This window comes from Paenibacillus planticolens (genome assembly GCF_013141725.1).
GTDB classification, from domain to species: Bacteria; Bacillota; Bacilli; order Paenibacillales; family NBRC-103111; genus Paenibacillus_E; species Paenibacillus_E planticolens.
Genome location: NZ_WHNZ01000017.1, coordinates 118,104 through 144,543 on the forward strand (window position 1 = coordinate 118,104; position 26,440 = coordinate 144,543).

Here is a 26,440-nt window from a genome sequence, read left to right on the forward strand (position 1 = left end):
CGCAGCGTGGGATTCCGGCATCATCCTATCCGCGCGACTAAGCCGATACAAAAAAATCCCACACACCAGTGAACGAAGTTCACAAAGTGTATGGGATTCTCACGATTTCCGCGCCTTATTACTCACTAATATAAGAACAAATATAATCGCTGACTGTTTTCACGTCGAGCTTGAATTTCGCATTCGCCGGCACGGTGAACTCACCTTGACCGTTGATGCTGATCCATTCGCTGCTGCCTGGAAGAAGTACTTTCAGCTCACCAGCTTGGATTTCCATGATTTCTTTGACATCTGTGCCGAACTCGTACTCGCCCGGAAGCAGGATGCCCAGCGTTTTTTTCGTACCGTCGGCGAATTGTACCGTGCGGCTTGTTACTTTTCCATCAAAATAAACGTTAGCTTTCGTTAATACTGTTACATTTTCAAAGCTGGACATAATGATTAGTTCCCCCTCTAAAATGGCAATCAAGGATAAACGATTTCGTCGTCCTTTTAGGACGGGCGCGTTTGTCTAGGTAGATGCGAAGCAAAAGTATAAAACTTATACTTTCTTATCTATAAATAAAGACCAAGCCCACGCAGGGTGGGCTATGGCGCTGTTAACTAACGCGCAAGTGTGCGTACGCACGCGATGCGATGTTTCACTTGATGTCTCACTCTTGTATTAAGCCAACAATGCTTTCACTCTAGCTGCAACGTTCTCCGGAGAGAAGCCGTACTCTTTCAGCACGAGGTCGCCAGGCGCGGATGCGCCGAACGTGTTGATGCCGAGCACGGAACCTTCGTCGCCGACATAACGCTCCCAACCGAGCGGGAACGCCATCTCAACCGCAAGACGTTTTTTCACGCCAGGCAGGATGACGGAGTCTTTGTATTCTTTGGACTGTTTCTCGAACAGTTCCAAACTTGGCAAGCTAACGACGCGTACGTTGATTCCTTCAGCTTGAAGCAGTTTTTGCGCCGCGACAGCCAATTGTACTTCAGACCCTGTTGCAAGGATCTGAGCATCCGGATTACCGTTCGCAGCATCGGATACCACGTATCCGCCTTTGCTCAGGTTCGCTTTCGCGCCTTCAACCGTTCCTTCGAGAATCGGCAGATTTTGACGAGTCAATACGAGCGCAACTGGTCCTTTAGCCTCAGCAATCGCATAGCGCCATGCTTCGGATGTTTCGTTCCCGTCAGCTGGACGAATCACTGTGATGCCCGGAATAACGCGAAGCGCAGGAAGCTGCTCAACCGGCTCATGCGTCGGTCCGTCTTCGCCAACCGCAATACTGTCATGTGTCAGCACATAGATAACCGGAAGCTGCATAAGAGCTGCCAGACGGATGGAGGCACGCAGGTAGTCGGAGAATACGAAGAATGTCGCACCGTATACTTTCACGCCGCCATGCAAAGCCATACCGTTCATGGCTGTACCCATACCGAACTCGCGAACTCCAAACCATACATTGCGGCCCGCATAGTTGCTTGCCGTGAAGTTAGCTTCGCCTTTGATCATCGTGTTGTTAGAGCTCGCAAGGTCCGCGGAACCGCCGATCAGTTGCGGAAGCAAAGGAGCAATCGCGTTGATCGCATTACCGGAAGCTGCACGAGTAGCCATTGGCTTGTCTGATAGGCTGTAAACCGGAAGGTTCGCATCCCAACCAGCAGGCAATTCGTTATTAACAGCGGCGCTGAACTGGCTGCCCAATTCAGGATAAGCTTTGATGTAATCATTCAAAAGGTTGCTCCAAGCTTGTTCAGCTTCAGCGCCTTCTTTGCCGATTTCCGCATAGTGGGCACGAACTTCATCGGGAACCAAGAAGTCCGGCTCTTCCGGCCAACCATAGGCTTGCTTCGTCAATTTCACTTCGTCGCCGCCAAGCGGGGAGCCGTGAGGTCCAACGTGACCGCCTTTACCGCCTTTATTCGGGCTTCCGAAACCGATTGTCGTTTTCACTTCGATCAACGTCGGACGAGTCGTGTCAGCTTTCGCTTCAGCAATCGCGTTGGAGATCGCAGCCAGATCATTCTGCTCTTCTACGCGCAGCACCTGCCAGCCGTAAGCTTCGAAACGTGCTTGAACGTTCTCGGAGAATGCCATATTCAGCTCGCCATCGAGCGAGATATCATTTGAATCGTACAGCATGATCAATTTGCCCAATTTCAGATGAGCAGCCAAGGAAACGGCTTCAGAGGAAACCCCTTCCATCATGTCGCCATCGCCGCAAATCGCATATGTATAATGGTCGATCACTGGGAAATTCTCTTTATTGTAAGTCTCTCTCAGATGAGCTTCAGCCATGGCCATACCAACCGCCATACCGATCCCTTGTCCGAGCGGACCCGTCGTTGCATCAACACCTGCCGTGTGACCGTATTCCGGATGTCCTGGCGTTTTGCTTCCCCATTGGCGGAAGTTTTTGATTTCTTCCATCGGCAGATCGTATCCGCACAGGTGAAGAAGGCTGTATAGGAGCATGGATCCATGACCCGCAGAAAGTACAAAGCGGTCACGATTGACCCATTTCGGATTAGCTGGGTTGTGCTTCATATGCTGTTTCCACAGCACGTAGGCCATTGGGGCTGCGCCCATAACCATACCTGGGTGACCCGAGTTGGCTTTCTCAATGGCGTCGATGCCCAAAGTACGAATCGTGTTGACTGCCAATTGTTCAATTGTTTTGTTTGTTGCTGTCATTTCGAAAATTCCCTCCTATATGTCTATACTTACGTGAGTCTTAAACTTGTACATACAAGTGACTTTTCTCGCTTGCATTATTGTACCATTTGCTTTGAGGCTTTGCCACAATAAACCGCTAAAACTCGTCGGATATCCGGCTCTCTGCCAAAAAAGACTGCATCCTTATCGGATACAGCCTAGCTTTCCCATCAATTGAAGACGACAGTCTTATTGTTGTGAACAATGATGCGATCTTCGACATGCCATGCAACAGCTCTGGCGAGAACGATCCGTTCGATATGACGGCCGATTCTTTTCAAATCTTCCACATTATCGCGGTGGCTAACCCGTTGAACGTCTTGTTCGATAATCGGTCCGCCGTCTAACTCCTCTGTCACATAGTGCGCGGTTGCGCCAATAATTTTCACGCCGCGGTTATGCGCTTGGGCATACGGCTTACCGCCTACGAAAGCAGGCAGGAACGAATGATGAATATTAATGATGCGATTCGCGTAATGCTGAATGAAAGATGGCGAGACAATCTGCATATAGCGCGCCAAAACAATCGCATCCACTTTGTCTCCCACCACTTCAAGCTGACGGCGCTCAGCCTCTGCCTTCGTATCTGCCGTAACCGGAATATGGTAATACGGAATGCCGAAAGGCTCGACCAACGATTGCATATCGGGATGATTCGAAATAACCATGGCAATATCGGCGTTCAAATCCCCAGCGCGCCAGTGCCAAAGAAGCTCAAGCAACGCATGATCTTCCTTCGATACGAAGATCGCGATGCGCTTCTTCTGACTAGCCAGAGACAGGCTCCAGTCCATGGAGAACTTGTCCGCAACGGCGGAGAATGCCTCTTTCAATTGCTGGACGCGGCTCTCCAACTGGTCCAAGTCAAACTCGATCCGGATGAAGAACATGCCGCCCTCCGGGTCCATGGTGTACTGATCGGATTGCACGATGTTCGCGCCGTAGTCAAACAAAAACTGTGAAACTGCCGCTACAATGCCCGGCTGATCCGGACAAGAGATCAACATTCTTGCTCTGTTCGCCCATTCGCTCTCCCTGCGAGCTGAGCTGTTCGTACTTCCCCGTTCCATGTGAATCCCCCTCTATGCTATCTGGACAAAAAGCTATCTGTGTTAGACCTTCTTAAGAATATCCTGACCGGCAAGCCAAACGATCAGACGTTGGTTAAGCTGCTCTTCGCTAAGGTCGGACAACAGTCTTTCCTCGTGCAAAATATCATACAAACGCTCTAACGGCTCGCGTCCGTCCGCTTTTTTCGCTTTCGCGTCATTTTTCAAAATGTCCCAAGTTTTCAGAACATAGTCGCGGAAATGAATATCTTTCTTGCCAAACAAATGGTCGATACGCTCGACATGATCCAGGAACTCATCGCCGAAACGGCCTTTAAGATTACCGGATAAAAGGGCAATCTCCGCTTCGTACATCGGGCGCTGCGTCTTGTCTTCTTTACCGATCCACGGCGTCTCCAGAATCATAGGCAAATGCTGCAGCTTCTCATGGTTAGCGACATTGTTCATCGCCTCAAAGCCAATCCAGCCCGAGCCTAGCGGCGCATGGCGGTCCTTAGCGGCTCCGCGGGGATTTTTACTGTCGTTTAAATGAACGACGCCCAGCTTGTCTAAGCCGACAACTTTGTCGAAATGATGCAGCACACCATCTAGATCGTTCACGATATCATAGCCGGCATCATGAATATGGCAAGTGTCCATACAGACTGTAAGTTTGTTGTTAAACTCAACGCGCTCCATAATTTCCGCGATTTCTTCGAAGCTGCGGCCGATTTCGGTCCCTTTGCCAGCCATCGTTTCCAGCGCGATATTCACGTCCGTGTCCTTGACGCCAGCCAATACTTCGTTCAAACCCTCGGCGATACGGGCAATCCCGTAGTCCGCATCTTTGTCTGTGTAAGCCCCTGGATGAAGCACGATGTTGCGCACCCCGATGTAGGCTGTCCGGCGAATCTCTTCTTGAAGGAAACGCACAGCTAATTCGAAGGTATCCTCTTTATAGGAGCCAAGGTTAATGATATACGGAGCGTGCACGACGATTTCATTGATCGCATGCTTGTCCATCAAAGCTTTGCCTTCTTCGATATATTGATCTTCGATCGGTTTGCGGCGCGTATTTTGCGGTGCGCCAGTGTATATCATAAACGTAGAAGAACCGTATGAAACTGCTTCTTCTGCTGCATTTAACAAGCCTTTATCCGAGAACGAAACGTGTGAGCCGATTTTGGGCATGATTCATTGCTCCTTTACTGAAAATCTGTCTACTACCTTCCTATTTTACTCGGATTGTCGCAAGAAATCTAGAAATAAGGTATAATTCTTATCAGAAATGATTGGATGGTAGTGAGGTGACAAATAAATGGTTAACAATTATTTCATGTGGTTCATTATTTTCTGGGTATTTGTCCTGCTCTTCTTTATGTCAGTAGGCGGGTTCTTCATGTTTCGCAAGTTCTTGAAAGTTCTCCCCAAGGAAGACGGAAAGTCTAAGCTTGATTGGCAAAATCATTATGTCGACAATTCCCGCCATCTATGGACAGAGGACTCCAAAGCTTTTCTCGATCAGTTGGTTTCTCCTGTGCCGACAGCTTTCAGAGATATTGCCAAGCATTCTATTGCCGCTCGAATCGGACAGGTTGCATTGGAGGCAAATGCGAATGAAGTAACGAGGGAGCACTGCATCGAGGGATATATTCTTGCGACGCCGCGCAGAGATTATCGAAGTTTGACCAGCTTTCTGGAAAAAGAGCAGATTGACTATAGCGCTTATAAACATTTGTTGAATTAAAATGAAAAAGCCACTCATTTCTTATTTATAAGAAGAGAGTGGCTTAATTGTTATGACAGCTAAAGTTCCGGCATCCCGAACAATTCCAATCCAACGTTAGCATGCAGATCCCGCCTTATTCATTCAAATCCAAGTCTCAGTTGTCATTTCTTCATACCTGTGTCTGTGTATGCACACGCTGCGCAACGAATCGCACTTTTGGCAATGAGCCAGAGGAATTGTTGTCTGATAGAAACCCGTTTTAAAAATCTTTTTTGCATAACATTTGGCCATGGTTGAATTGCATTCTACACAATATACCGTATCCGAATTGCCCATTATTTTTCTCCCCTTACTGATCAAAATGTCGTTTATTGTTACAATATGTATATATAAAACATTATAAGATACATTTCGTAACTTAACAAGGGGGTCTATTCATTTCAACACATGTAATCGACAATAATGTCATCAAAAATTCGGTCTGGATCATAGCTTTTTGTTAATTTTACAAATTCTTTATTTTGCAACGTGGCAAGTTGGTTTATTTCATAAAGCATTTCAGATTCTACATAGTCATTAGGTTGAATAACCGCTTTATAAATACAGCTGTCCTCTTTTTCATTTAACAGCTCTATGCGGCCTACGCTATGAAACATGCGGCTCGAAACCATAACCCCAAAGCCATAAATGACTTCATCACCGGTAGGCAAAATCAATGGACTCTCAAACGTAAATTGAGACTTCTCCAGTTCCAAAATATCGATCATGGCATATTTCGTATGAATCGGTCTTTTGTTAATTTGAACAATCGTTAGCTTGCCTTGCAGAGGTGAAACCAGCGATAACTTGCTTCTTTTCGTCAACATCATACGACCTTCACACCACCTTAATACATTTTGTATCTAGTCAAATGAATCTCTGCTTTGATATAATGGTTTTCTGGTATATTTCGTTAAACATAGTGGATATAATGGTAGAAAAATAAACTGTGAGGAATGATCAAGCTGAAGTATGGAGATCGTATTGCCCTCTTACGTGAAAAAAGAGGACTAACCCAAGAAGAATTATCCAACAAAATAGGAATTTCTAGGGCATCCCTTTCTCACTATGAAACAAGTCGCCGTGAACCTGATTACGAAACCATTAATAAGATTGCAACCTTTTTTAATGTTTCTATTGACTATTTGCTTGGCCGTACCAATCTTCAGCATACGATTCTTGATAACGATGTTCGGGACTTCGTAGAAAATCTTGATTTAACGGACGAGAATATTTTGCAAAAGTTTTCACTGACCGTTGACGGCAGAAAACTTTCCCCGGACGAAGCGAAACGATTCATTGCTTTTGTAAGGGCTGAGCGTTCATTGGAGTAGTTTGTAAAGGAAATATTACATCCTGCGTCTGAAACTTATGTTTGTCGATGCCCAGGTAGAGAAGAATCTGATGAATATCAATTGAAATGCTATGTTCTTGATTCATATGTAGACCTACTCCCAACGCTCAGCTTTTCTCAAAAGCAAGGAAACCGTATTCACGAAATGAGATACATTATGTATCTTTGGCGAGACAGTCTTACGAGGGGCAACCGCTTTTATTTATTTACACCGATATACTTCAAAGTCACTGATGGGGCAGATTGATTAAAGAGGTCTCTAAGGACTGAGACGTTTTTTGTTTTTAAGTAGTAATGATAGCCATATGTTTTTCGAAGAGTATGAGTGCCAATGTCGGTTAAGCCAACCTGCTTGGCCGCTTGATTTAAAATTCTGTAAACTCGAATTCTCTTGATTGGATTGCCTGTTCGTTGGGACGGAAATAAGTAATTATCTTCGTCCATATATTGTATATATTCCTTGATATAGGCTTTTAACTGTGAAGAAAGCTGAAAAGTCTTTAATTTACCCGTCTTTTCCTCCCGTACGCTTACAACATTCCGATCCATCACATCCTTGACTTTCAAAGACAGAAGATCGCTTAGATGGAGTCCGGAATTAATTCCAATCGTGAAAAGAAGCCAATCTCGAATCGATTGTTCTTTCAAAACCTCTTGCAATTGTTCAATTTTCTCTTGATCTCTTATAGGCTGCACAACTTGCATGAATAGCACCTCACATAACCTTTATCAAATTTCATTGTATGCTACTAATTGATTTTCGCTATTACATGTAATCTCAATCTTTACTCTATCAATCCTCCCAAATGCTCTATGTTACATATTGTATCACAAATTTGATAAATGATCTATGCCTTTTCCTGTTCTCAAACGCTAATCTGCGCCCTATAATTCTTAATAAAGAACGTTTTTCGCACGCTAAAATATCATGGATGGAGGCCGCCTGCATTGTTAAAAATCGTTAGGTTTCTTTTTATTATGCTGCTCCTCAGTGCAATTACGTTTCCTGTATCAGCCTATGCCTCAGGTAATGAAAAAGGAAGTTCTCAGAAGAACAGTTTACTGTCTCAGATCACTTCGATCTTTAATCTAAGTAAATTATGGAGTGCAAGTACATACCAGGATAATAGCAACAATGCTAGCAACAACAAGAACAATAGTAAAGACAATGATCATAATAATAACAGCAAAAATAACAATAATAACGACAAAAATAATAACAAATGGGACGATTACGACTGGTATGATATCAGCTGGAATGACAAATATTGGAATGAACGTGCAGATTCGTATGACATATGGAAGAAGTGGTTTTGTTATTAAACAATAAAACTCCGTCCGGATCAGCCGGCGGAGTTTTTGTCGTTATGGCAGCTTCGTTTCAAGGACGAATACCGTAATTTCAGGTCGACAATTAAATCGGATTGGAAACAATGTTGTTCCGATCCCGCGGTTCGTATACACCTGAAACTCACTTTTCTCAAAGCCGTAAAGCCCTATTTGGTACTTTTGGCCTAGGTCCGGTGTAAAGAGACTCCCGTAAAAGGGAATTCGAATTTGTCCGCCATGGCTGTGACCCGAGAGCTGCAGATCGATTGGATGGGCGACAGCCGTATCGGCGAAATCCGGTTCATGTGCGAGCAGCAGGACAAATTCGTCCTCCTTGGCACCTTGTAAGGCATGCGGCAAATCGGGTTTTCCATGAAATATTTCATCCAGCCCGGCCACTCTTATGCGTCCATTCCCTCGTTCAATCGTTCTGTTGTCGTTGACCAGTACAGTGAATCCGGATCGTTCAAGCACATCCCTCACCCGCTCGGATGAAAGACGCATATCATGGTTGCCAAGCACCGCGAATTTTCCCATCCCGGCTTGAAGCCGCGATAGAACAGGGATCACATCATCCGTTACTTCACCGTATTGAGAATCAAATAAATCTCCCGTAAAACAAATAATGTCGGGCTTCTGCCGCTGAATCAGAGCAACCACCCGGGCCACATGTCCGATACTGTAATGCTTGCCAATGTGTGTATCGCTGAACTGTACAATCCGTACTCCCGCAAACGCTGGTGGATAACGGCGGTACGAAAGTCGAACCGTTCTCAACTGAATCCAATAACGCTCTCCAAAAATGCCATACAATCCGCTAAATCCCGCCAAAATCCCTAAGGATCCGGCAACAGATAAACTATGCTTGAGAAACGTCCTGCGATTGATACGTCTATTGTTCATGGTCTGTTCCCCTAACCTATTCAGCGTATATGGGGCTAAATATTCAGTGGCTCATGCAAAATTTGTCGAGGGGAGGCACAAAAGTCTTGATACACTTTGTATAATTTTAATATTATCGGGATTGATTTCGCTGAACAAACGTGCGATAATAAACTACGAGATACGATTTGTATCACAAAAGAAATGTTTTGGAGGGGTCACTTGTGAACAATATAAATCAGATGGATTTCGAAGAGTATGATACGGAATGGATCGATCTCATTTTGAGTGCACGTAAGATGGGTCTTACTATGGATGATATTCGCGCATTCCTAAGAAGCCCTTTCCAGACTACTCAAAAATCGCAAAATTCAACTGAAAACGATCCTTGTATGTCCCCATAAATTCCGAAAACACTCATCGCTATTCATCGTTTGGTCGTTTCATTCTCCATTTGTTGAAATCCAGAAACTCCCGAAACTGCTGCTTATCAACCCCGGATGTCATAGCTTCTTTAATAATCTCATACCATTCCTGATCTAGTTCAAGCCCATTGTCTGTCGTCTGTTCCTGTTCATCAATTAACCGCTCGACAGGTACCTTCAAAACAGTTGCAATTTTCTCAAGAAACTGAATTGAAGGATTCTTTTGAATGTCCCGTTCGAGGCTGCTAATATAAGACTTCGCAACACCTGCACGTTCAGCTAGTTCTGTCAGTGACAGGCCCTTCTCTTTCCTCAACTGTTGGACACGTTTTCCAATCATCCTGTATCTTCCCTCGTAATAAAGTTATAGTTGCTCTTCTAATTATACCAGAATTTCTTCCAAAGAACAAATCTGTTTCTTATTAAGAACAAAAAAAGCCCCGCAAGGGGCTTTTGGATTTGTGTCTCTCATCATCTGGCTAGCCTTACCATAACCAATCACATTTCACTTCATTTTATCATTATGCCATTTCATAAACTCAATCAATATTTTAAACTCATGAATTCGTTCCTTATCAATCCCTGATTGCTTCAAATCAATGATAAAGTCCATCCACTCTTGATCAAGCTGGTGACTGGTCTCTGCATCTACGGCAATTTTCAGCAATAGTTTGAGATCTACCTTGAGCACCTCTGCGATTTTCTCCATTACATGAATAGATGGGTTCTGCTTGAGATTTCTTTCAATATTGCTTAAATAGGATTTGGAAATACCTGTCCGTTCCGAAAGTTCGGACAACGTATACCCCCTTTGTTTACGAAGACTTGAAATATTTTGACCAATCATGGTTATCATCACTCCACAGTGACACTTTTGGCAAGATTTCTTTGCTTGTTAACATGTCAACACCTCGACCTCGCATAGCGGTTGCATAACTTGTTCAGGTCCAGCCCTATATTTTCTCCTATCATCTCCTTCCTGTTAATCATCATTTTCCTTCATACAGCATACATTCGGCATTTCACTCATAAGGTTTACAAAAGGGAGGGATTATGTCATGTATTTACTTTCGGCAAGTGTGTGGAAAAAGGCTCAGCGTACTTATCATAAGGTCATGCATGTATACAATTCAATACTCTATAGGGACTGCCTTGACATGGAACTGAAAATAGCTTTATTTGAAAAGGTTCAGCACCATAAGCAAAAAATGTCTGGTGAACAATTATTACAATAGGTAACCGTATTCATCCTCTCGGCAAAACTACCGTTGACGTCTTTGTATTCGATTTTTTTTGCATATATCTGATTTTCTTCCTTAATGGCTCCTCATAAAAGCGATACAAGATTGAACTCAATAAAATTGTTGCCAAAAGACTTCCTGTTATGGTAAGCGGTGTAATACTCAATTTCAATAAGCTCCAGAATGTGTACGATAGAACCAAGTTATGTATCATATAAAACGAAAAACTTATTTCACCCAAATAAATAAATATTTTATTAGATAGAAAATTTGATATATACCCTTTTTGGAAAGCAAAAGTAAAAATAAGCAAACTAAGAAAAGGTGTAAAGAATAAATCATATCTAATATTTTGAATCATATTGGGTGAAAAATAAATACTTACAAATAGCAACACAATAGCTAAAATCTCAAAAATAGTAAAAGTCATTTTCGTAAGTTTTAAAATTATTATGTCTTTTATTTCTATAAATAGTAGACCTAAAGTAACACCAACTAAAAAATCGAAAGCTCGAGTTATAGGAAAAACAAAGAATAGCCAATTATTAATTGCATCATTCTTATAGTAAGAAAACAGGAAAGATACCATTAACAGTATCAACCACAAAATACTTATGGTAGATATTTTTTTTCGACCACTTCCTAATTTTTTTATGCTTAGTACTATCATAAATGGAAAAATCGCGTAAAAAAAGAACTCGTCTGAAATACTCCACGATGGTCCATTAAAGGAAAAATTACCAACAGGAAGAAAGCTATGCACTAATAAGACGTTTGTAAATGCTTGTAGTAGATAAAGAATAAATGAATGTTTAAGTGGAATTAAAAAATAATAGGGTATTGCTAATAAAAAGGTCAATAAGTGAGTAGGGTATATCTTTGCGAATCTAGCTAGGTAAAATTTCTTGATTTCATGAACATCTATTTTTTCAAATTTGTCTCGATAATTTATACATAAAATAAACCCAGAAAGAATGAAAAAAAATGAAACCCCAATATATCCTGTCTGATAGGCTTTCCAAATACCAACATGATAGAAAAACACCATTAAAGCTGCAATGAAGCGAAAAGATGTTAAAGGTTTTATCATAAAATTACCACTCCCTAGTTAATCAATAACCTTTAAGCGCTAAAGCTCTTAGTCTTCGTTAATGACTTTTTAATACACCCAATAACCCTCGATTGCTCGTCTTCCGTTAAGTTAGATCCGGATGGCAAGCAAAGTCCCGTTTTAAACAATTGCTCGGATACACTCTCATTGTCATTATGTGCGTAATATCTAACCCCTTCAAAAAGAGGCTGCAAGTGAAGCGGTTTCCAAACCGGACGAGCTTCGATATTTTCTTCTGCCAAGACATCTAACAACCACTCGACAGATATCCCTGCCTCTTTTTCCTCTAGCACAAGAACAGTCAACCATCTATTTGATCGGGTATTTGCTAGTTCCGGCATAAATCGGACACCCGGCAGATCAGCTAATTCTTGGTAATACCGCTCAAAGACAGCTCTTCTTGCAAGTATTCTCTCCTCCAAAACTTCTAACTGAGCCCTGCCGATTCCTGCCAATACATTACTCATTCGGTAATTATAACCCGTCTGGCTATGTTGATAGTGGGCAGCATAGTCACGCGCTTGCGTTGCAAGGAAACGTGCTCGATTCAATGCCTCTACATCATCGGAAACCAGCATCCCCCCGCCTGAAGTCGAAAGAATTTTATTCCCATTGAAAGAATAAATGCCAAATTTCCCGAATGAACCGCTTGCTCTCCCTTTGTAGGTGGACCCCAATGATTCGGCTGCGTCTTCAATGACCGGAATATGAAAAGTATGGCATATTTCCAAGATTTCATCCATCTTCGCGCTTTGACCATATAAATTAACCACGATGACCGCTTTCGGCAATTTCCCTTCTTGAACAGCATCGAACAGGGCATGCTCTAACGCTTGAGGGGACATGTTCCAAGAATCCGGTTCCGAATCAATAAACACCGGTGCAGCTCCCAAATAAACAATCGGATTGGCACTCGCGACAAAAGTAAGACTTGAACAAAAGACCGTATCCCCTTCTTTTACATCAAGCAACCGCAACGCCAAATGAATAGCGGCCGTCCCCGAACTGACCGCCGCTGCATCGTTTACCCCAACGCGGGAGGCAAGCTCCTTCTCAAATGCATCGACATGCGGACCCAACGGAGCGATCCAATTTGTATCAAATGCATTTTGGATATAGGTAAGTTCATTCCCGCTCATGTGCGGAGGGGAAAGATATATTCTTTTATTATTCGAAAACACTACGCCACATCCTTTTTATGGTTTTTTAAAAAAAGCGCTGGGTACTAGGCGAACTTCCGGCTGCTTAAGATTCTTGCAGGGGTTCCTACTGCAGTACTATTGGGTGGAATATCGCTGATTACTGTGGCACCTGCACCAATAACTACCCATTCACCGATATTCTTTCCCGGAATTACCGTAGCTCCCGCTCCAATCATTGTCCCTTCTTTTACAATCACTGAGCCAGTAAGCGTAGCTTTGGGAGCAATGTGAACATAATTCCCAATGATATTGTCATGCTCTACGATTGCACCTGAGTTAATAATGCTATAGTCGCCTACAACTGTATCGGCACTAACAATTGTATTAGCCATGATAACCGTACCAATCCCTATAGAAGCGCTTGCACTTATGATAGCGGTACCGTGAATGAGTGAAATATATGTTTCCTTGGATAAGCCAAGTTTCTCAACAATCGCTTTCCGAATCATATTATCCCCGATAGCAATAACAAATTTAAGATGGTTCATTTGATTCAATAAAAGATGTGCAGAGGAAGTAGGCCCTAGGTAGATGTCATTGCTTAGAGTTAACTTCTCGTACTTGTCATCCAAAATGGCTATGATTTTGTAGTCACTACTGGAACTAATTAAGTCCCTTATGACTTTACTATGGCCACCCTCACCGATAACAACTAAATCCAATCTGCATCACATCTTTCATGAGAGATTTGAGCCAGAAAATTTCTCCATCGTCACATGATTACCATGACTGATCCCATCTGACTTGATTACTTTAACAAAAGTTAAAGCTAGAATTTTCATATCGAGGAAGAAGCTTTGATTTTCCACATACCACACATCAAGCCTAAACTTTTCTTCCCAAGAGATTGCGTTCCTGCCGTTAACTTGAGCCCATCCCGTAATTCCGGGGCGTACTTGGTGACGTTTTGCCTGTTCTTCTGTGTACAGAGTCAAATAATCCATTAACAGCGGCCTTGGCCCTACTAAGCTTAAATCTCCCTTGATGACATTAACCAATTGCAGTAATTCATCTAGGCTATATTTGCGGAGGAATTCCCCAAAAGGAGTTAATCTTATTGAATCAGGTAATAAATCCCCTTCGTTGTCCCTTGCATCTGTCATGGTTCGGAATTTATAAATATTTATAGGCATACCATGCAATCCTGGTCTTAACTGCTTGAATATGATTGGTGATCCCAGTTTTAATCTAACCAGTACAGCAACAATTCCGATAATCGGAGAAAACAGTAATATCAAAGGAATTGATATTACTAGGTCGAAAAGTCGTTTCATAAATGATCTACTCCTACTGATCTTAACTAAAAATCTTGATTTCATACGATCAATCTTCCATGCAAAGTAATTGGTTTTCACAGTACTATGACCATCTACAGCTACTAACCACTGATTATGATCAATCATTAGCTGGTCGATATGGTGCATACCGTCTTTTCTCCAATCACCATTTTTGTTCGAACCGCATAAGACTAAGGAAATTTCCTCTTCCTCATATTCGGTTTCTGTTAGTTTGTTTACTTTGAAGACTCTTATTGAATCACCATAATGCGGATAATCCGCTTGCGTATACCTGTAGATGCTTCCTTCTGAGATAATTATTCTGCCTCCAGGTCTGCTAATCATCATATTGCTTGTAATCACCGGGCTTTGGGTATGTTCAATCCATGGACCCTCTAGTTTTTCAGACGAGAATAGATGTAGATTTCCCCCTTCCGTCGAGGCAAATATCCACCATTTCTCTTTATACTGAACAATTGAAGGATCCAAGAAGTTACCTTTAAACAGTTCACACACAATTTCCCATTGAAATGGAAACTGTTTCGCTTTGTACAATAAAACAGAATTGGCTTCTGTAGTTTCAGGCAGCATAAAGATGTCGTCTCCAACCTTAAATACTTGAGGATAAGATAAATGGAAGTTTTCACGCAGGACGACTTGCTGATAATCCCATTTAACCCCATCTGTACTTGTGGCTAAGCCGATTTGCCCACGTTCCAGTTCTTTATTTAAAATCTCAAAAAATAAATAAAACTTCGAATCGTGCTTGATGATAAAAGGATCTGCTACAAATTCAGCTTGCACATCCGTTACATCTGAAGCTTGCATAGAAGGTGTATCCATGTCGGCTTCATTCAATGACTTTGTTATCATAACAGCGGAACCGAAAACCTTGATAGACCATATCTGAGCAATAATTCCCGTCTTCATGAGAGATAATAAAATCGTTATTCTTTGTAGCAACTTCCTAGTTATAGGGAACAAGTAGTAATCCTCCTTTGAAAGGAGGTACTCTGATCTTGCAAGATTATTTGGTTTAACTGCTGCTCAGTCAGCACCGACATGGTCATGGATACAACCCCACTATACAGTTATTTCTTCTTCCTCTTTTTGAAATCCATTCGGATTATGGGATTGCCATCTCCATGAGTCCAGACACATCTCATCTATGCCTCTCTGCGCGATCCACCCCAGCTCACGTTCAGCCTTGTTTGGATCAGAAAAACAGATGCCTATGTCGCCTGGTCTTCGATCTGCTATCGTATAAGGTATTTGTTGTCCGGTTATTCTTTCAAAAGTAGACACCATTTCCAGAACACTATAGCCCTGTCCCGTTCCAAGGTTGTACGCTTCTACCCCTGTGCTTGCCATTATCTTCTCCAACGCTTTGACGTGCCCCAACGCCAGATCAACTACATGGATGTAGTCCCTTACACCCGTGCCATCTAAGGTGGGATAATCATTTCCATGAATCTTTAACTCCTTTAATCTGCCAATCGCCACCTGTGTAATAAATGGCATTAAATTATTAGGTGTGCCGTTTGGACTCTCTCCTAATCTTCCACTGCCATGGGCTCCAATAGGGTTAAAGTAGCGTAAAAGTGCAATACTCCATGTTGGATCCGACACATATAAGTCCCTCATGATTTCTTCGATCATAAGTTTAGTTCGACCGTATGCATTCGTGGCACCTAGTGGAGAATTTTCGTTAATCGGTACTTGTTCAGACATACCATATACAGTAGCCGACGAGCTGAAAACGATCCTTTGCACCGCATATTTCTGCATGAGCTCACAAAGTATAAGCGTGCCGGTAATATTATTGTGATAATATTGAAGTGGTAAACGAACCGATTCACCTACTGATTTAAGTCCTGCAAAATGAATCACCGCTTCAATGTTGTTTTGCTTAAAAACAATCTCAAGATCCTGCCGGTTTAATAGATCAATTTGATAAAACTCAAAATCTTTACCTGTTAATTTCCTTACCCACCTTAACGATTCCGGGCTGCTATTACTAAGGTTATCTACAACCACGATCTCATGTCCTGCATTCAATAATTCTACGCAGGTGTGACTACCTATATAACCCGCTCCTCCGGTTACGAGGATTTTCATTCAGATACCCTCCCAATTCTTTATTAAAATTTCAAGTAATTACTTCTGTAGATAACATTCAAAGTAATCACGTTCTCGTAATAAAAATAAATCAAATATAAAACCAATATGATATAATACATAAATTTCTGATGTCTTTTCACAACTAAGCTAATGATCCAAGACATAAGAATGACATTGTACAAACCAAAATAAATTGAAAACCTTGCAAATATCCAATTTTGAGTAGCAACAGCCATAACAAAAAAATTAAGCAATGACATATTTACTACGTAGTCACCATATGGGAAGATTTCTCGTAGTTTATTTCTACCCAAGTAAGCAAATATCAGGGGAACGCACCAAACAATCACCCTTATAATATTAGCTCCACCTTCTTGGAAATTCTTATACTCGCTATAATGACTATCCGCTATAGCTGCGAACAAAGCATTCGATAGCACGTTATAACCTAATATTATAAAAATCGCCATAAAAAGAATTATTATTGTAGAGGATGTCCATGCCTTCCTTCTGACAATAAAATAAATAGGAATTAATATTAAAGCGCTCTGATGAAAGGTAGACGCGATTGTCACCACGAGAAAATACTTTTTCCAGTTTCCAGCAAATAAATATTTGGTTGCAGCGAAAGCAATAGCCGATGCAAGAAACTGTCTAACCCCATTCATTGAAACAATGTAGAGTCCAGATGTTATGTATACGTATATGCTCATTTCAAATAACCTTGAATACTTATATAACACGTAAACAATAAGTACATTGGTAACTAGGGCAGTCAAAAATATCAACAACTGAGGATTATCGGTGTATGATTTCAATATCATTTGCAAGATACCGAAGCCAATATCTTTTTCAGCTTTAACTTGTTCCCATGTGAAATCATTCAGCCTGTAAGAATGCATATAAAAGAACGTATCACCGATGTTATTGCGAAGTCCGGCTATTAATACAAAAGTTGCCATAACAATAGCTGCCATCCACTTATCTGGCTTCAACGATAGAGGTTCAGAGCTGAATGTTGCAGGTTTTGCAAAATACCTCGAAAAGCATGAAGCGATATAGACGACAATCAGATTAACCCAAAGTATGGCCATAGTTGATTTCCTTTCGAGTACTTATGTGAGACTCGTTTTTCTCCTTACATACCAATAGAGCATGACGCCAAGCGGAATAGCGAGAAAGGTGAGGACTTTCGAGGGAGATTCCCTCAAGAACTTATGATTACCGGAAGTCATGCAGCTGGACACATAGTGGATGGATTGTCTGAACTTGAAGAATAAGCTAGCTGACGGCAGCTTCATAAGCTCTTTACGGTAAAAGGCAAACCCTTTTGGGTTCTTGCGGTACTGATGCAGCATATTCATGGATGAGCCATCCGGCAAATACTCCACGCAGCAAAGCACTTCATTCATGAGAAGCATTTCATACTGCTCATCTAACTTATAGTATTTATAGGCCAAGCCTACATACTTTTCATTTTCAAAAATGGGATAAGGGTAGTTCCGAGATAATTCGGTTCGATAAACCAGCTTCTTATCCCCGGTTACGCGGTGTTTGCTGTATAGCTGAAAAAGAGTTGAACGTTTGATGCCCTCAGGCAGTTTTGTGCCAATAATGCGGCCATCCGTATAAGAATCAAGTCCAATGATTCCACTTACTTGCTCATTACCGTACAGCTCCCAAAAAGTGTTTATTTGTTCCACAGCATGATCTGGCATATAGTCGTCAGAGTCAATACAGACGTTTAGCTCCGTATCGATTAACCTGTAGGCCGTATTATGAGCTCCATGCATGCCTTGATTGTCCTGGCGGTAATAACGAATTTGGATCTCATTCTCAGCCATCCAACCGGCCACCAATTGTTCCGTATGGTCTGTCGAACCATCGTCGATAATCAACCAAACGAAATCTTTGGACGTTTGCCGTTTAAGACTGCTATAACAAACAGGAAGACAATACGCTCTATTATATGTAGGTGTAAAAACAGTCAGTTTCTTCATACGATCACCTCGATAAGCCTAAATAAAACCCCTCAGTCCATAGAGCGGTATTCTTAATATCGTATCCCTTATTTGATAAAGAGAACTCCGGTATATGCCTTGTTACATTTCTTGAAATAACATGATTCATTCGATCTATCCAAACCGATTTATTCCCAAGCGATATCCGCTCTACGAGTTGAATGCCCATATCCACTTCTTGGGTAATCTCATCAGATACAAGACAAGGCAGCCCAGCCCCCTGCGCTTCAATGAGTGTAACAGGAAGCCCTTCATGCAAGGAGGGGAATACAAACATATCAAAAGCTTGCAGTAGTCGTGTAATGTCACTTCGTACCCCAAGGAATTTCACCTTATCCTGTAGGTGCAGAGCCTCCACTTTCTTCTCAACCTCTGCACGCAGCGGTCCATCTCCGACTAAAATAAGGACAGTATTCGGCTTCTCTTGGTGCAGCTGCGCGAATAGATCAACGAGGAACAAATGATTTTTTTGATGTGCAAATCTCCCGACATGTCCTAAGACATAGCTTTCTGAAGGCAACTCCAGTTCTTGCCTGACTTGCTCTCTAATCCCGGGTGAGAACGCAAACTTATCACTCTCAATCCCGTTCTTTAAAATCAACGCTTTATTCACCTTGTTCGCAAATAACCATTTGGCTGCTTTATTGGAGCAGGCTACAAAGTGAGTGGCACACGATGGTATAAATGTTCCCGCAACCCATTTATATGTTCTGGCTGCAACTCCGCCCTCACTGCTTGTATTATGACTGTGCGCAATTCGTATGGGTGCTCCCACTTTCTTAGCGGCTCGCAATACGAATCCACTCATTTTGTCCATGTGGGCATGCACAATTTTGTAATTGGGATGTGTCACAAAGAAATGATCCAGAGCTTCGATATATTTCGTATGACCAATATCCGATACGTAAGGAATTCGATGAATAGTTCCACCCATCTCTTCAATTTCCGAATCAAAGACCCCGGCTTTACAGGTTAGAAAATCAAACTGAACCTTGGAGCGATCGATATTGCGATATAAATTCATGAGAAGGGTCTCCGCTCCACCGCGATTCATATTAACGACTACGTGTAAAATTCTTATTGGATCGCCCACACGACATCCACCTTTTCGTCCATGTATAGGGAGTAAATATTTCTTTTTTCATTCAATACGGTTTGGATTGCATATTTTCTTTCAATCATCTCTCGGCCCAGCTCGCCTAGCTTTGACCGCAGATCCTTATTTTGCGCCAGCTGTTTGATCCTCACTGCCATTGCCTTATAATCATTTGGCTCTATAATCCAGCCATTACAATCATCGTGAACCAATTCTCTATGTCCTCTATTACTGCTCGCGATAATTGGGAGGGCACAAGCCATAGCTTCCATGATATTTACCGGCAATCCTTCGCGCAGGCTCGAAGCAACAGCAACATCACATATTGGCATTAAGCGGTCAATATCATTTCGATACCCCAGAAAATCGACCCGGTTTGATACACCTAATTCCCTGGCAAGATCAAGACATTGCTCTTTCAAGGGTCCCTCACCTGCCAGCAGAAGCTTGACATTAGGTTCCTCATCTTTAAGTAATGCCAATGCATGAACGAGCATTTGCTGATTCTTGTTCCGGTTAAATTCTGCGGCATAAAACAGAAGGATATCCTCTGGTTCATAACCCATCGTTTTTTTCAACTCATACTTATGTATTTCATTCATAGGAAGGTATTTTTCAGTATCTACGCCTACACCGTGCACGTGCTCAATTCGACCTGCTCGGAAACGCCGATTAAGGGCTAGATTGTAATCTTCCTTATTTATGGTGATTAGACAATCCGTATAGTAAGAAAGGACTTTCTCGAGGGGATAATAAACCATCCAATTTATGAATGGAGCGCCTTTGCAAAAGTGAAAACCATGTGCGGTGTAAATGACTTTAGCTCCGTTCCTACGCGCTTCCCGCGCTGCTAAACGAGCGAGCAAACCGCCCATCGGCGTATGACAATGGATGAGATCATATTTGTTTTCATCGATAATTGACTTTAATGCTCCATATGCCTTCAAGTTGATTCCTCTGAAAGGTGATCTTTGAATCGGAATGTTAAATTTTGCGTCGACATAAGGAAGGTCCATCTCACCGTTAGCGGCAATATGGACCTCCCATCCCTGCTCTTTGAACCACTTCATGTAAGGTAAGTGAAATGCTTTAAAATGATAATCAACAGTGGCACACAATAGCACTTTTTTAGGCATCTGTTTCCCCTACTTAATTAGTTCTTTCTCCAATATTGAAGAAAAATATTTGAGTAACTCGTATTTTAAATCCTCACGCTGCAATGCGTAATCAATTGTTGTCTGTATAAACCCCAACTTCTCGCCTACATCGAATCGCTTGCCTTCAAATTCGTATGCATACACGGATTCAAGAGTATTTAATTCCTCGATGGCATCCGTAAGCTGAATTTCTCCTCCAGCACCTGGCTTTTGATCGTTCAAAATGTCAAAAATTCTCGGCGTCAGAATATAGCGGCCCATGATGGCAAGATTCGATGGGGCTTCTTCTTTCCTTGGCTTCTCAACTAAATGATTGATGCTAAATAAGTGTTCTTCTATTTGTTTACCGTCAACAATTCCATATCTAGACACTTCATCATCCGTTACATGCTTCACGCCAATGATGGAAGAGTGACGATACTCATACTGATCCATCAATTGCTTGAGACAAGGCTTATTTGCCCGAACGATGTCATCCCCTAACAACACTGCGAACGGTTCATTTCCAATGAACTTACGCGCACACCAAATCGCATGCCCCAGACCTCTAGGCTCCTTTTGGCGGATATAATGAATATCTACTTTGGACGACTTCTGAACTTCAGTTAATAAATCAAACTTTTGTTTTTCAAATAAATTTTGTTCAAGTTCAAAAGAGTTATCAAAATGATCCTCAATCGCTCTTTTCCCTTTGCCCGTCACAATAATGATATCTTCAATTCCCGATTCCACAGCTTCTTCTACGATATATTGAATGGTTGGCTTGTCGACAATGGGAAGCATTTCTTTGGGCATTGCTTTCGTTGCAGGCAGGAATCTTGTACCCAAACCAGCTGCTGGAATAATGGCTTTACGTACTTTCATTGTGCTAAAGCTCCTTTTCAAACGATTGAAATTAATTTTTTAGGTATTGGAATTACATTGTTATTGGCTAAATTCAACAATTGAGCCCTTAAGTTCTCTTTATCTAATGTGGTATAGGTGGATATCATTTCTTTTATTTCTTCCATGTACAGATCGGATGTTTTACCGATATAAATCTTAGGATAAACCTGTTTTTCATTGATTTCATCGCTATTCAACAGCTCTTCAAACAGTTTTTCCCCCGGCCTCATGCCGGTAAATTCAATACCTATATCTTCTAGCGTGTTTCCTGAAAGCTTGATCAGGTTCTTTGCCAAATCAACAATTTTCACCGGTTCCCCCATATCAAGGACGAATATCTCCCCGCCTCTGGCTAAGGCACCTGCTTGAATGACTAATCTGGAGGCTTCGGGTATGGTCATAAAGTAGCGAATCATGTCAGGATGAGTAACAGACACCGGTCCGCCTTTGACAATTTGCTGTTTAAACCGAGGAATTACGCTGCCACGACTCCCTAACACATTTCCGAAACGCACAGCTACGAACTTCGTGTCACTGTTTTTATCCATATCCTGAATAATCATTTCAGCCATTCTTTTGGTGGCTCCCATGACACTTGTTGGATTAACAGCTTTATCCGTAGAGATCATGACAAACGTATCCACATTACTTTGACTTGCCGCTATAGCTACATTCATCGTGCCTATGACATTGTTTTTAAATGCTTCTTCAGGATTTCGTTCCATTAGCGGAACATGCTTATGTGCAGCGGCATGATAAACGACATCCGGACGATATTTATTCATGATCGACATCATCTTCTTAACATCTTGGATATCGGCTATTTCCGTTATGAACTCAATCGAAGTAGATCCGGACAAGTCCTTCAGTTCCATTTCAATTGAATAAATGCTGTTTTCTCCGTGACCTAACAAAATGAGCTTCTTGGGCGTAAAGTTCGTGACTTGACGGCAAATTTCAGAGCCAATCGATCCGCCGGCACCGGTTACCAATACGACTTTATCCGTGATATATCCTGAAATACTTTCAATATCCAAATCGATGGGATCTCGGCCCAATAGATCTTCTACCTGTACGTCCATAAAGTGACTAACCGAAAGTTTTCCCGAGACCAGGTCCTCTAACTTAGGCAGAGTTTGCGTCTTTGCTTTTGTTTTCGTGCATGCTTGAAAAATGTGATTTAAATCCTTTTTACTAAGAGATGGAATGGCAATAATAATGTTATCGATGTTTAATCTTTTCACCGCACTTTCTATTTGCCCAACCCCACCCATTACGGGAATTCCCAAAATATCAAGATGATGAATTTTCACATTATCATCGATAAATCCAACAGGAACTAACTCGGATTCGTTATTTTTAATCAGTTGTCTGGCAACCATCGTCCCCGCGGATCCTGCGCCAACGATCAAGGTCCTTTTTTTAATCACGGTCTTATTGATATATGTATTCCGAAGCAGGCGCCAGCAGAAACGGGAACCTCCAATTAACAACATATGCAGCATCCATGTCACAGTGAGCAAACGAAAATAAATGTCTTGAACGGTGATTTGTTGAATGCAAGCGACGGTAATAATAGAAAAAGTTATTGCTTTGATGATAAATAACAATTCCCCAATACTAGCGTGCTCCCAAGCTTTCTTATACAGCTTATACACAAAGGAAAACGCGTGATGACTAAGAAACAAGGTGATTGAACTAACGACCAAGGGCAGCGTTATGACATTCAGATCTGCGCTCAATAAATAGCGGCTAAAAAAAATGGACGTTAATACAATAAAGGAGTCTATGAAGAATAATAACGATAACCTTTGTCGGTATGACAAATAAATCCACCCTCTCTACTTAAAGTTCTTAAGTATAGGGCCTTTGTGAAAAGACCATATAATTAAATCCTTTAATTTTTGGGGGCATCTAACCCCACCTCGCACCACACTCTTGACGACTCGCGTCTAAGGTTGATTCAACCCACAGCATGGCCGAGTGCCTCCATTGATATTGGTTAGGAGGCATCACCGAACGTTGTATGTTATTAAGAACGACGACATAAAATTTTTTAGGAAATGTCCCTGCCTACACCCACAAAATATTCTCAATAAAGAACGATAGGCTCATTTTCATTTTAGTTCTTTATAGAGAACGTGTCAACACAGTTTTCAATATTTCCTGAAGTGTACCCTATCCCATTTATAGAACCAAAATAGGCCACGCGCAGTTTTATGGTGGCCTCACATATACAAATTATTTAGCTTATTAATCCAAAGGGCTTGAATTGTGCTAACGCATCAACGAATTCCCATACCAGGCTTCCATCCGTTGAAGTTCCGCTTGTTTGCGATGGAGGAACTTTACTGCTTTTACCTGCCGCATTGGATTTATAAACATTGCCGTTCGCATATACAAAGGCGTTCAGTGGATATGAAGTATCCGCTGACCAAGCCGTACCCGCTGCTGTTCCAGGCACCGTGACTACCCATCCGATATAACCGCCAGAAGCCGGGCTGGTGTTGTTTATGATTTGGCCGCGTCTATAATTTCCAGAAGTAGGCGGGCTGGACAGCTTATAATATGGATCCACAATGCCATCGATGTAGTTGTTTATTTTCACATGATTTTGATACTCAAGTATTTCTGCCGTTGCCACTTTTACCACATTGTTACTGAACAAGATTTCGATTGATGCTGATTTGGGATCGCTTGCATTTATCGCTTTCATGGCTTTGGTTGACTTAAATATATTCCCGTCCATGGTAAAAGATGCTGCGACAAATGTAGGCCACCAGAAGTCAATCATGGTTGCCGCGTTCGTTGGATTGTAGCTAAAGGTATTCTGTTTAAATACAACCTCACCGCCGACATCCCTAAATAGGAAGGCCGTACTTTCTTTACTGGCAAAAGAACTACCGCTTATATGAAGCAAGGCATTCTTCTTGTTCTGATCGAATGTAAGCTGCGTATAACCGTCCCACTCAAACGTGCAGTTCTTAAGTTGATATTCCGCTTGAGGATTGTTTATTGTAGAAATCGGTCCTGAGTTCTTAAACGAACAGCCCGAATAGTTCCCCGGAGGCAGCCCAGTCACAATATTCTGAGCATGCTTAGTGTTGATAAAAGAAACGTTGTTGAATAACCATCCGTTCTTGGTTGAGTTCGACACCCACGTCAAACTGCTGCCTTTCGCTCCTCCCCCCTCAATTGTACAATTCGAGATTTCCTGCGGTTCTGTAGAAAAAAAGAGCGTAGAGCCTAAACCTTGGAACGTACTATAATAATCAATATCGTTAAAAAACCTGCAATTATCCAGTTGTACGCAGTATGCTTTCGTTCTGCTTATATTCAGAGGACTATTGTGAAATAGGCAATTGCTGACTAGAGCTTCCTCACTGCTTTGGGTTAGAATGATTCTTGAGCCATAAAAGTGATTATTTGATAGGATAACTTCACCTGCAATTAACCCCGACATATCCCTGAGATCATTTGCATGTATGACTGCCTTGTCCACGTTTTCATTAATTGCAAGAGTGCCACCTCTTATTGCATTGTTAGTAATACTTATATGTCTTCCTGCAACTGCAATAATATTATAGGACGTATTATCATGGAAATTATTACTGTCAATATATATATATTGATTAAACTCATACATATCTTCAATATCTATTGCTCCCTGTGGAGCTGTTCCTTTAATATGATGAATTTTGCATTCTGTAATGTAAACATGTTTTGCACCAGTAATACTCACTCCCAGCCTTCTACAATCATGTATATTGCATTTATCGATATAAAGTTGTTTACCAAACTCTACGACTTTTAAGGTGATTGAGCTTTGCCCGGCTGGGGGCACTGTATTCTGATGGATAATAAATTTGGCATAACTAGCACCTGGAGGAACTTCTACTTCGTCAAAAAACTGTATGTTCGTTTTGGCCGAAAGGAAGGTGTCATCTTTTTTATAAAATACAAGGTCGTACAAATTAGAAGTTATTCCTGCACCTACCCCACCATAACTACTTCCATACAATCCAAAATAGCCCCATTTTGCGATATTTGCTTGATTCATATCTATTTTTATCGTGTTTCTAATTCTTGTATCATCAGCTACAAGCGTACCATCCGTTAAGCTAATTCCGCCCGCCTCAAAATTTCCATCAAAATTATAACCTGAAATTTGACCATATAAGCTTTCCAGAGAAATACCGTCCCCTGTACAATTATAAATCTCCAGGTTGTCAATTGTTAAAAACTTAACATTAGAGCCAACTAGCGGGGTGTTGCTGATCCTGATTCCATGTCCCCATTCATGAGTACCTGGTACGGTGGTATAGTCATGCGCATTTCTATCACCTTCAATCTTACCGTTCGTAATTCGGCAATACTTCTGATTTCTTTGAAATAAAACAATCGCATAATTTGGCAATCCATTTGGATTTATTTTCAAAGTAGCACCGTTCAGATTGAAGGCCATAAAGCTTTGAGGTTCTATGGGATTTTTTTCATCGACTAAATATATTCCCTTAGGCAATGTCGCCTCTGAATAACCTTGGTCAAAGGCATATTGCAATGCATCATTAATCCCTTTACTTGTATTTACCGCATCCGTTCCATCGCTCTTAATCCCCCAACGTGACAGTTCAATCAAATAAGCACATCCTATATCCGCCATCTCTTAAACACCTCCATATCAAATCGTATTCAATAGAGAAGCAGATGGTTACAAAATCCCAATATTTGGTTTAAAGCACATGCGATTAAATAGAAAAGGAGTCTAGACGACGCGGCGCACGGACAAAAAAAATTTAAAATACATTTTATGAC

The 26,440-nt window shown here is 41.7% G+C and carries 25 protein-coding genes and 1 pseudogene; 4 read left to right on the forward strand and 22 right to left on the reverse strand.

All coding sequences use genetic code 11. The features are described 5' to 3' along the window. Positions 1 to 118: 118 nt before the first annotated feature. The 4 genes from ppnP to GC097_RS09290 form a co-directional block, all read right to left on the reverse strand. Positions 119 to 436: a pyrimidine/purine nucleoside phosphorylase gene (gene ppnP / locus GC097_RS09275; RefSeq protein WP_167052090.1), complete on the reverse strand. Its 318-nt coding sequence runs from the start codon at positions 434 to 436 to the stop codon at positions 119 to 121. Between the two features lie 228 nt (positions 437 to 664). Further along, the gene (gene tkt, locus GC097_RS09280; protein WP_171683050.1) at positions 665 to 2,686 is read right to left on the reverse strand and encodes a transketolase; all 2,022 of its coding nucleotides are present in this window, start codon (positions 2,684 to 2,686) and stop codon (positions 665 to 667) included. A gap of 191 nt (positions 2,687 to 2,877) precedes the next feature. Then, the gene (gene purU, locus GC097_RS09285) at positions 2,878 to 3,777 is read right to left on the reverse strand and encodes a formyltetrahydrofolate deformylase (RefSeq protein WP_171683051.1); all 900 of its coding nucleotides are present in this window, start codon (positions 3,775 to 3,777) and stop codon (positions 2,878 to 2,880) included. 42 nt (positions 3,778 to 3,819) lie between these two features. Continuing rightward, positions 3,820 to 4,947 carry a deoxyribonuclease IV gene (locus tag GC097_RS09290; RefSeq protein WP_171683052.1) on the reverse strand — a complete coding sequence of 376 codons (1,128 nt, stop codon included), beginning with the start codon at positions 4,945 to 4,947 and terminating at the stop codon, positions 3,820 to 3,822. 127 nt (positions 4,948 to 5,074) lie between these two features. Here GC097_RS09290 and GC097_RS09295 point away from each other — a divergent pair, with 127 nt between their 5' ends. Further along, entirely contained in the window at positions 5,075 to 5,503 is a 429-nt protein-coding gene (locus GC097_RS09295; protein ID WP_171683053.1) for a DUF2621 domain-containing protein, read from the forward strand. 422 nt (positions 5,504 to 5,925) lie between these two features. On the opposite strand, the gene GC097_RS09300 is transcribed toward GC097_RS09295, so the two are convergent. Beyond that, positions 5,926 to 6,354 (reverse strand): hypothetical protein, encoded by a 429-nt coding sequence (locus GC097_RS09300; protein ID WP_171683054.1) that lies wholly within the window; start codon positions 6,352 to 6,354, stop codon positions 5,926 to 5,928. A gap of 135 nt (positions 6,355 to 6,489) precedes the next feature. Between GC097_RS09300 and GC097_RS09305 the strand changes: the two genes are divergently transcribed. Then, positions 6,490 to 6,858 (forward strand): helix-turn-helix domain-containing protein, encoded by a 369-nt coding sequence (locus tag GC097_RS09305; RefSeq protein WP_171683262.1) that lies wholly within the window; start codon positions 6,490 to 6,492, stop codon positions 6,856 to 6,858. A 218-nt stretch (positions 6,859 to 7,076) separates the two neighbouring features. On the opposite strand, the gene GC097_RS09310 is transcribed toward GC097_RS09305, so the two are convergent. After that, complete coding sequence (locus tag GC097_RS09310) at positions 7,077 to 7,583, reverse strand: tyrosine-type recombinase/integrase (protein WP_171683055.1); 507 nt, start codon at positions 7,581 to 7,583, stop codon at positions 7,077 to 7,079. A 243-nt stretch (positions 7,584 to 7,826) separates the two neighbouring features. On the opposite strand from GC097_RS09310, the gene GC097_RS09315 reads away from it, so the two are divergent. After that, entirely contained in the window at positions 7,827 to 8,201 is a 375-nt protein-coding gene (locus tag GC097_RS09315; RefSeq protein ID WP_171683056.1) for a hypothetical protein, read from the forward strand. A 42-nt stretch (positions 8,202 to 8,243) separates the two neighbouring features. Here GC097_RS09315 and GC097_RS09320 read toward each other — a convergent pair whose 3' ends face one another. Next, a complete protein-coding gene (locus tag GC097_RS09320) occupies positions 8,244 to 9,110 on the reverse strand; it encodes a metallophosphoesterase (RefSeq protein ID WP_171683057.1) in 867 nt (288 codons plus the stop codon). A 221-nt stretch (positions 9,111 to 9,331) separates the two neighbouring features. Here GC097_RS09320 and GC097_RS09325 point away from each other — a divergent pair, with 221 nt between their 5' ends. Next, on the forward strand, positions 9,332 to 9,493 hold the full coding sequence (locus GC097_RS09325) for an anti-repressor SinI family protein (RefSeq protein WP_171683263.1): 162 nt from the start codon (positions 9,332 to 9,334) through the stop codon (positions 9,491 to 9,493). A 19-nt stretch (positions 9,494 to 9,512) separates the two neighbouring features. On the opposite strand, the gene GC097_RS09330 is transcribed toward GC097_RS09325, so the two are convergent. The 15 genes and pseudogenes from GC097_RS09330 to GC097_RS09395 all read right to left on the reverse strand — a co-directional run bounded on the left by GC097_RS09330 (position 9,513) and on the right by GC097_RS09395 (position 26,288). Further along, entirely contained in the window at positions 9,513 to 9,854 is a 342-nt protein-coding gene (locus GC097_RS09330) for a helix-turn-helix domain-containing protein (protein WP_171683058.1), read from the reverse strand. A 165-nt stretch (positions 9,855 to 10,019) separates the two neighbouring features. Then, complete coding sequence (locus GC097_RS09335) at positions 10,020 to 10,370, reverse strand: helix-turn-helix domain-containing protein (RefSeq protein ID WP_312875642.1); 351 nt, start codon at positions 10,368 to 10,370, stop codon at positions 10,020 to 10,022. A 389-nt stretch (positions 10,371 to 10,759) separates the two neighbouring features. Next, entirely contained in the window at positions 10,760 to 11,845 is a 1,086-nt protein-coding gene (locus tag GC097_RS09340; protein WP_171683060.1) for an acyltransferase family protein, read from the reverse strand. A gap of 32 nt (positions 11,846 to 11,877) precedes the next feature. Then, the gene (locus tag GC097_RS09345) at positions 11,878 to 13,005 is read right to left on the reverse strand and encodes a DegT/DnrJ/EryC1/StrS family aminotransferase (RefSeq protein ID WP_171683061.1); all 1,128 of its coding nucleotides are present in this window, start codon (positions 13,003 to 13,005) and stop codon (positions 11,878 to 11,880) included. Between the two features lie 86 nt (positions 13,006 to 13,091). Next, positions 13,092 to 13,730: an acetyltransferase gene (locus tag GC097_RS09350; protein ID WP_171683062.1), complete on the reverse strand. Its 639-nt coding sequence runs from the start codon at positions 13,728 to 13,730 to the stop codon at positions 13,092 to 13,094. A gap of 15 nt (positions 13,731 to 13,745) precedes the next feature. Then, positions 13,746 to 14,342, reverse strand: coding sequence for a sugar transferase (locus GC097_RS09355; protein ID WP_171683264.1), 597 nt, complete (start codon positions 14,340 to 14,342; stop codon positions 13,746 to 13,748). 102 nt (positions 14,343 to 14,444) lie between these two features. Further along, positions 14,445 to 15,275: pseudogene (locus GC097_RS35430) on the reverse strand (glucosamine inositolphosphorylceramide transferase family protein); the annotation flags it as partial. A 153-nt stretch (positions 15,276 to 15,428) separates the two neighbouring features. Then, positions 15,429 to 16,463 carry a UDP-glucose 4-epimerase GalE gene (gene galE, locus GC097_RS09360; protein ID WP_171683063.1) on the reverse strand — a complete coding sequence of 345 codons (1,035 nt, stop codon included), beginning with the start codon at positions 16,461 to 16,463 and terminating at the stop codon, positions 15,429 to 15,431. Between the two features lie 23 nt (positions 16,464 to 16,486). After that, on the reverse strand, positions 16,487 to 17,560 hold the full coding sequence (locus GC097_RS09365; RefSeq protein ID WP_171683064.1) for an EpsG family protein: 1,074 nt from the start codon (positions 17,558 to 17,560) through the stop codon (positions 16,487 to 16,489). Between the two features lie 21 nt (positions 17,561 to 17,581). After that, on the reverse strand, positions 17,582 to 18,466 hold the full coding sequence (locus tag GC097_RS09370) for a glycosyltransferase family 2 protein (RefSeq protein ID WP_171683065.1): 885 nt from the start codon (positions 18,464 to 18,466) through the stop codon (positions 17,582 to 17,584). Between the two features lie 4 nt (positions 18,467 to 18,470). After that, positions 18,471 to 19,580, reverse strand: coding sequence for a glycosyltransferase family 1 protein (locus GC097_RS09375; protein WP_171683066.1), 1,110 nt, complete (start codon positions 19,578 to 19,580; stop codon positions 18,471 to 18,473). Continuing rightward, entirely contained in the window at positions 19,565 to 20,719 is a 1,155-nt protein-coding gene (locus GC097_RS09380; protein WP_171683067.1) for a glycosyltransferase family 4 protein, read from the reverse strand. The genes GC097_RS09375 and GC097_RS09380 overlap by 16 nt, the downstream gene beginning before the upstream one ends. Before the next feature lie 9 nt (positions 20,720 to 20,728). Then, entirely contained in the window at positions 20,729 to 21,604 is an 876-nt protein-coding gene (gene galU / locus GC097_RS09385; RefSeq protein WP_171683068.1) for a UTP--glucose-1-phosphate uridylyltransferase GalU, read from the reverse strand. A gap of 17 nt (positions 21,605 to 21,621) precedes the next feature. Beyond that, the gene (locus tag GC097_RS09390; protein WP_171683069.1) at positions 21,622 to 23,451 is read right to left on the reverse strand and encodes a polysaccharide biosynthesis protein; all 1,830 of its coding nucleotides are present in this window, start codon (positions 23,449 to 23,451) and stop codon (positions 21,622 to 21,624) included. 419 nt (positions 23,452 to 23,870) lie between these two features. Next, a complete protein-coding gene (locus GC097_RS09395; protein WP_171683070.1) occupies positions 23,871 to 26,288 on the reverse strand; it encodes a right-handed parallel beta-helix repeat-containing protein in 2,418 nt (805 codons plus the stop codon). Positions 26,289 to 26,440 lie beyond the last annotated feature (152 nt).

Excerpts from the sequence above, each read along its gene's own strand:
- GC097_RS09290 (WP_171683052.1), bottom strand. The coding sequence starts at position 4,947 with ATGCCCAAAATCGGCTCACACGTTTCGTTCTCGGATAAAGGCTTGTTA.
- GC097_RS09310 (WP_171683055.1), bottom strand. The coding sequence starts at position 7,583 with ATGCAAGTTGTGCAGCCTATAAGAGATCAAGAGAAAATTGAACAATTG.
- galU (WP_171683068.1), bottom strand. The coding sequence starts at position 21,604 with ATGAAAGTACGTAAAGCCATTATTCCAGCAGCTGGTTTGGGTACAAGA.
- GC097_RS09340 (WP_171683060.1), bottom strand. The coding sequence starts at position 11,845 with ATGATAAAACCTTTAACATCTTTTCGCTTCATTGCAGCTTTAATGGTG.
- GC097_RS09300 (WP_171683054.1), bottom strand. The coding sequence starts at position 6,354 with ATGATGTTGACGAAAAGAAGCAAGTTATCGCTGGTTTCACCTCTGCAA.
- GC097_RS09335 (WP_312875642.1), bottom strand. The coding sequence starts at position 10,370 with ATGATAACCATGATTGGTCAAAATATTTCAAGTCTTCGTAAACAAAGG.
- GC097_RS09320 (WP_171683057.1), bottom strand. The coding sequence starts at position 9,110 with ATGAACAATAGACGTATCAATCGCAGGACGTTTCTCAAGCATAGTTTA.
- GC097_RS09370 (WP_171683065.1), bottom strand. The coding sequence starts at position 18,466 with ATGAAGAAACTGACTGTTTTTACACCTACATATAATAGAGCGTATTGT.
- GC097_RS09395 (WP_171683070.1), bottom strand. The coding sequence starts at position 26,288 with ATGGCGGATATAGGATGTGCTTATTTGATTGAACTGTCACGTTGGGGG.
- tkt (WP_171683050.1), bottom strand. The coding sequence starts at position 2,686 with ATGACAGCAACAAACAAAACAATTGAACAATTGGCAGTCAACACGATT.
- GC097_RS09365 (WP_171683064.1), bottom strand. The coding sequence starts at position 17,560 with ATGGCCATACTTTGGGTTAATCTGATTGTCGTCTATATCGCTTCATGC.
- GC097_RS09345 (WP_171683061.1), bottom strand. The coding sequence starts at position 13,005 with ATGAGCGGGAATGAACTTACCTATATCCAAAATGCATTTGATACAAAT.
- GC097_RS09295 (WP_171683053.1), top strand. The coding sequence starts at position 5,075 with ATGGTTAACAATTATTTCATGTGGTTCATTATTTTCTGGGTATTTGTC.
- GC097_RS09380 (WP_171683067.1), bottom strand. The coding sequence starts at position 20,719 with ATGCCTAAAAAAGTGCTATTGTGTGCCACTGTTGATTATCATTTTAAA.
- ppnP (WP_167052090.1), bottom strand. The coding sequence starts at position 436 with ATGTCCAGCTTTGAAAATGTAACAGTATTAACGAAAGCTAACGTTTAT.
- galE (WP_171683063.1), bottom strand. The coding sequence starts at position 16,463 with ATGAAAATCCTCGTAACCGGAGGAGCGGGTTATATAGGTAGTCACACC.
- GC097_RS09325 (WP_171683263.1), top strand. The coding sequence starts at position 9,332 with ATGGATTTCGAAGAGTATGATACGGAATGGATCGATCTCATTTTGAGT.
- GC097_RS09330 (WP_171683058.1), bottom strand. The coding sequence starts at position 9,854 with ATGATTGGAAAACGTGTCCAACAGTTGAGGAAAGAGAAGGGCCTGTCA.
- purU (WP_171683051.1), bottom strand. The coding sequence starts at position 3,777 with ATGGAACGGGGAAGTACGAACAGCTCAGCTCGCAGGGAGAGCGAATGG.
- GC097_RS09355 (WP_171683264.1), bottom strand. The coding sequence starts at position 14,342 with ATGAAACGACTTTTCGACCTAGTAATATCAATTCCTTTGATATTACTG.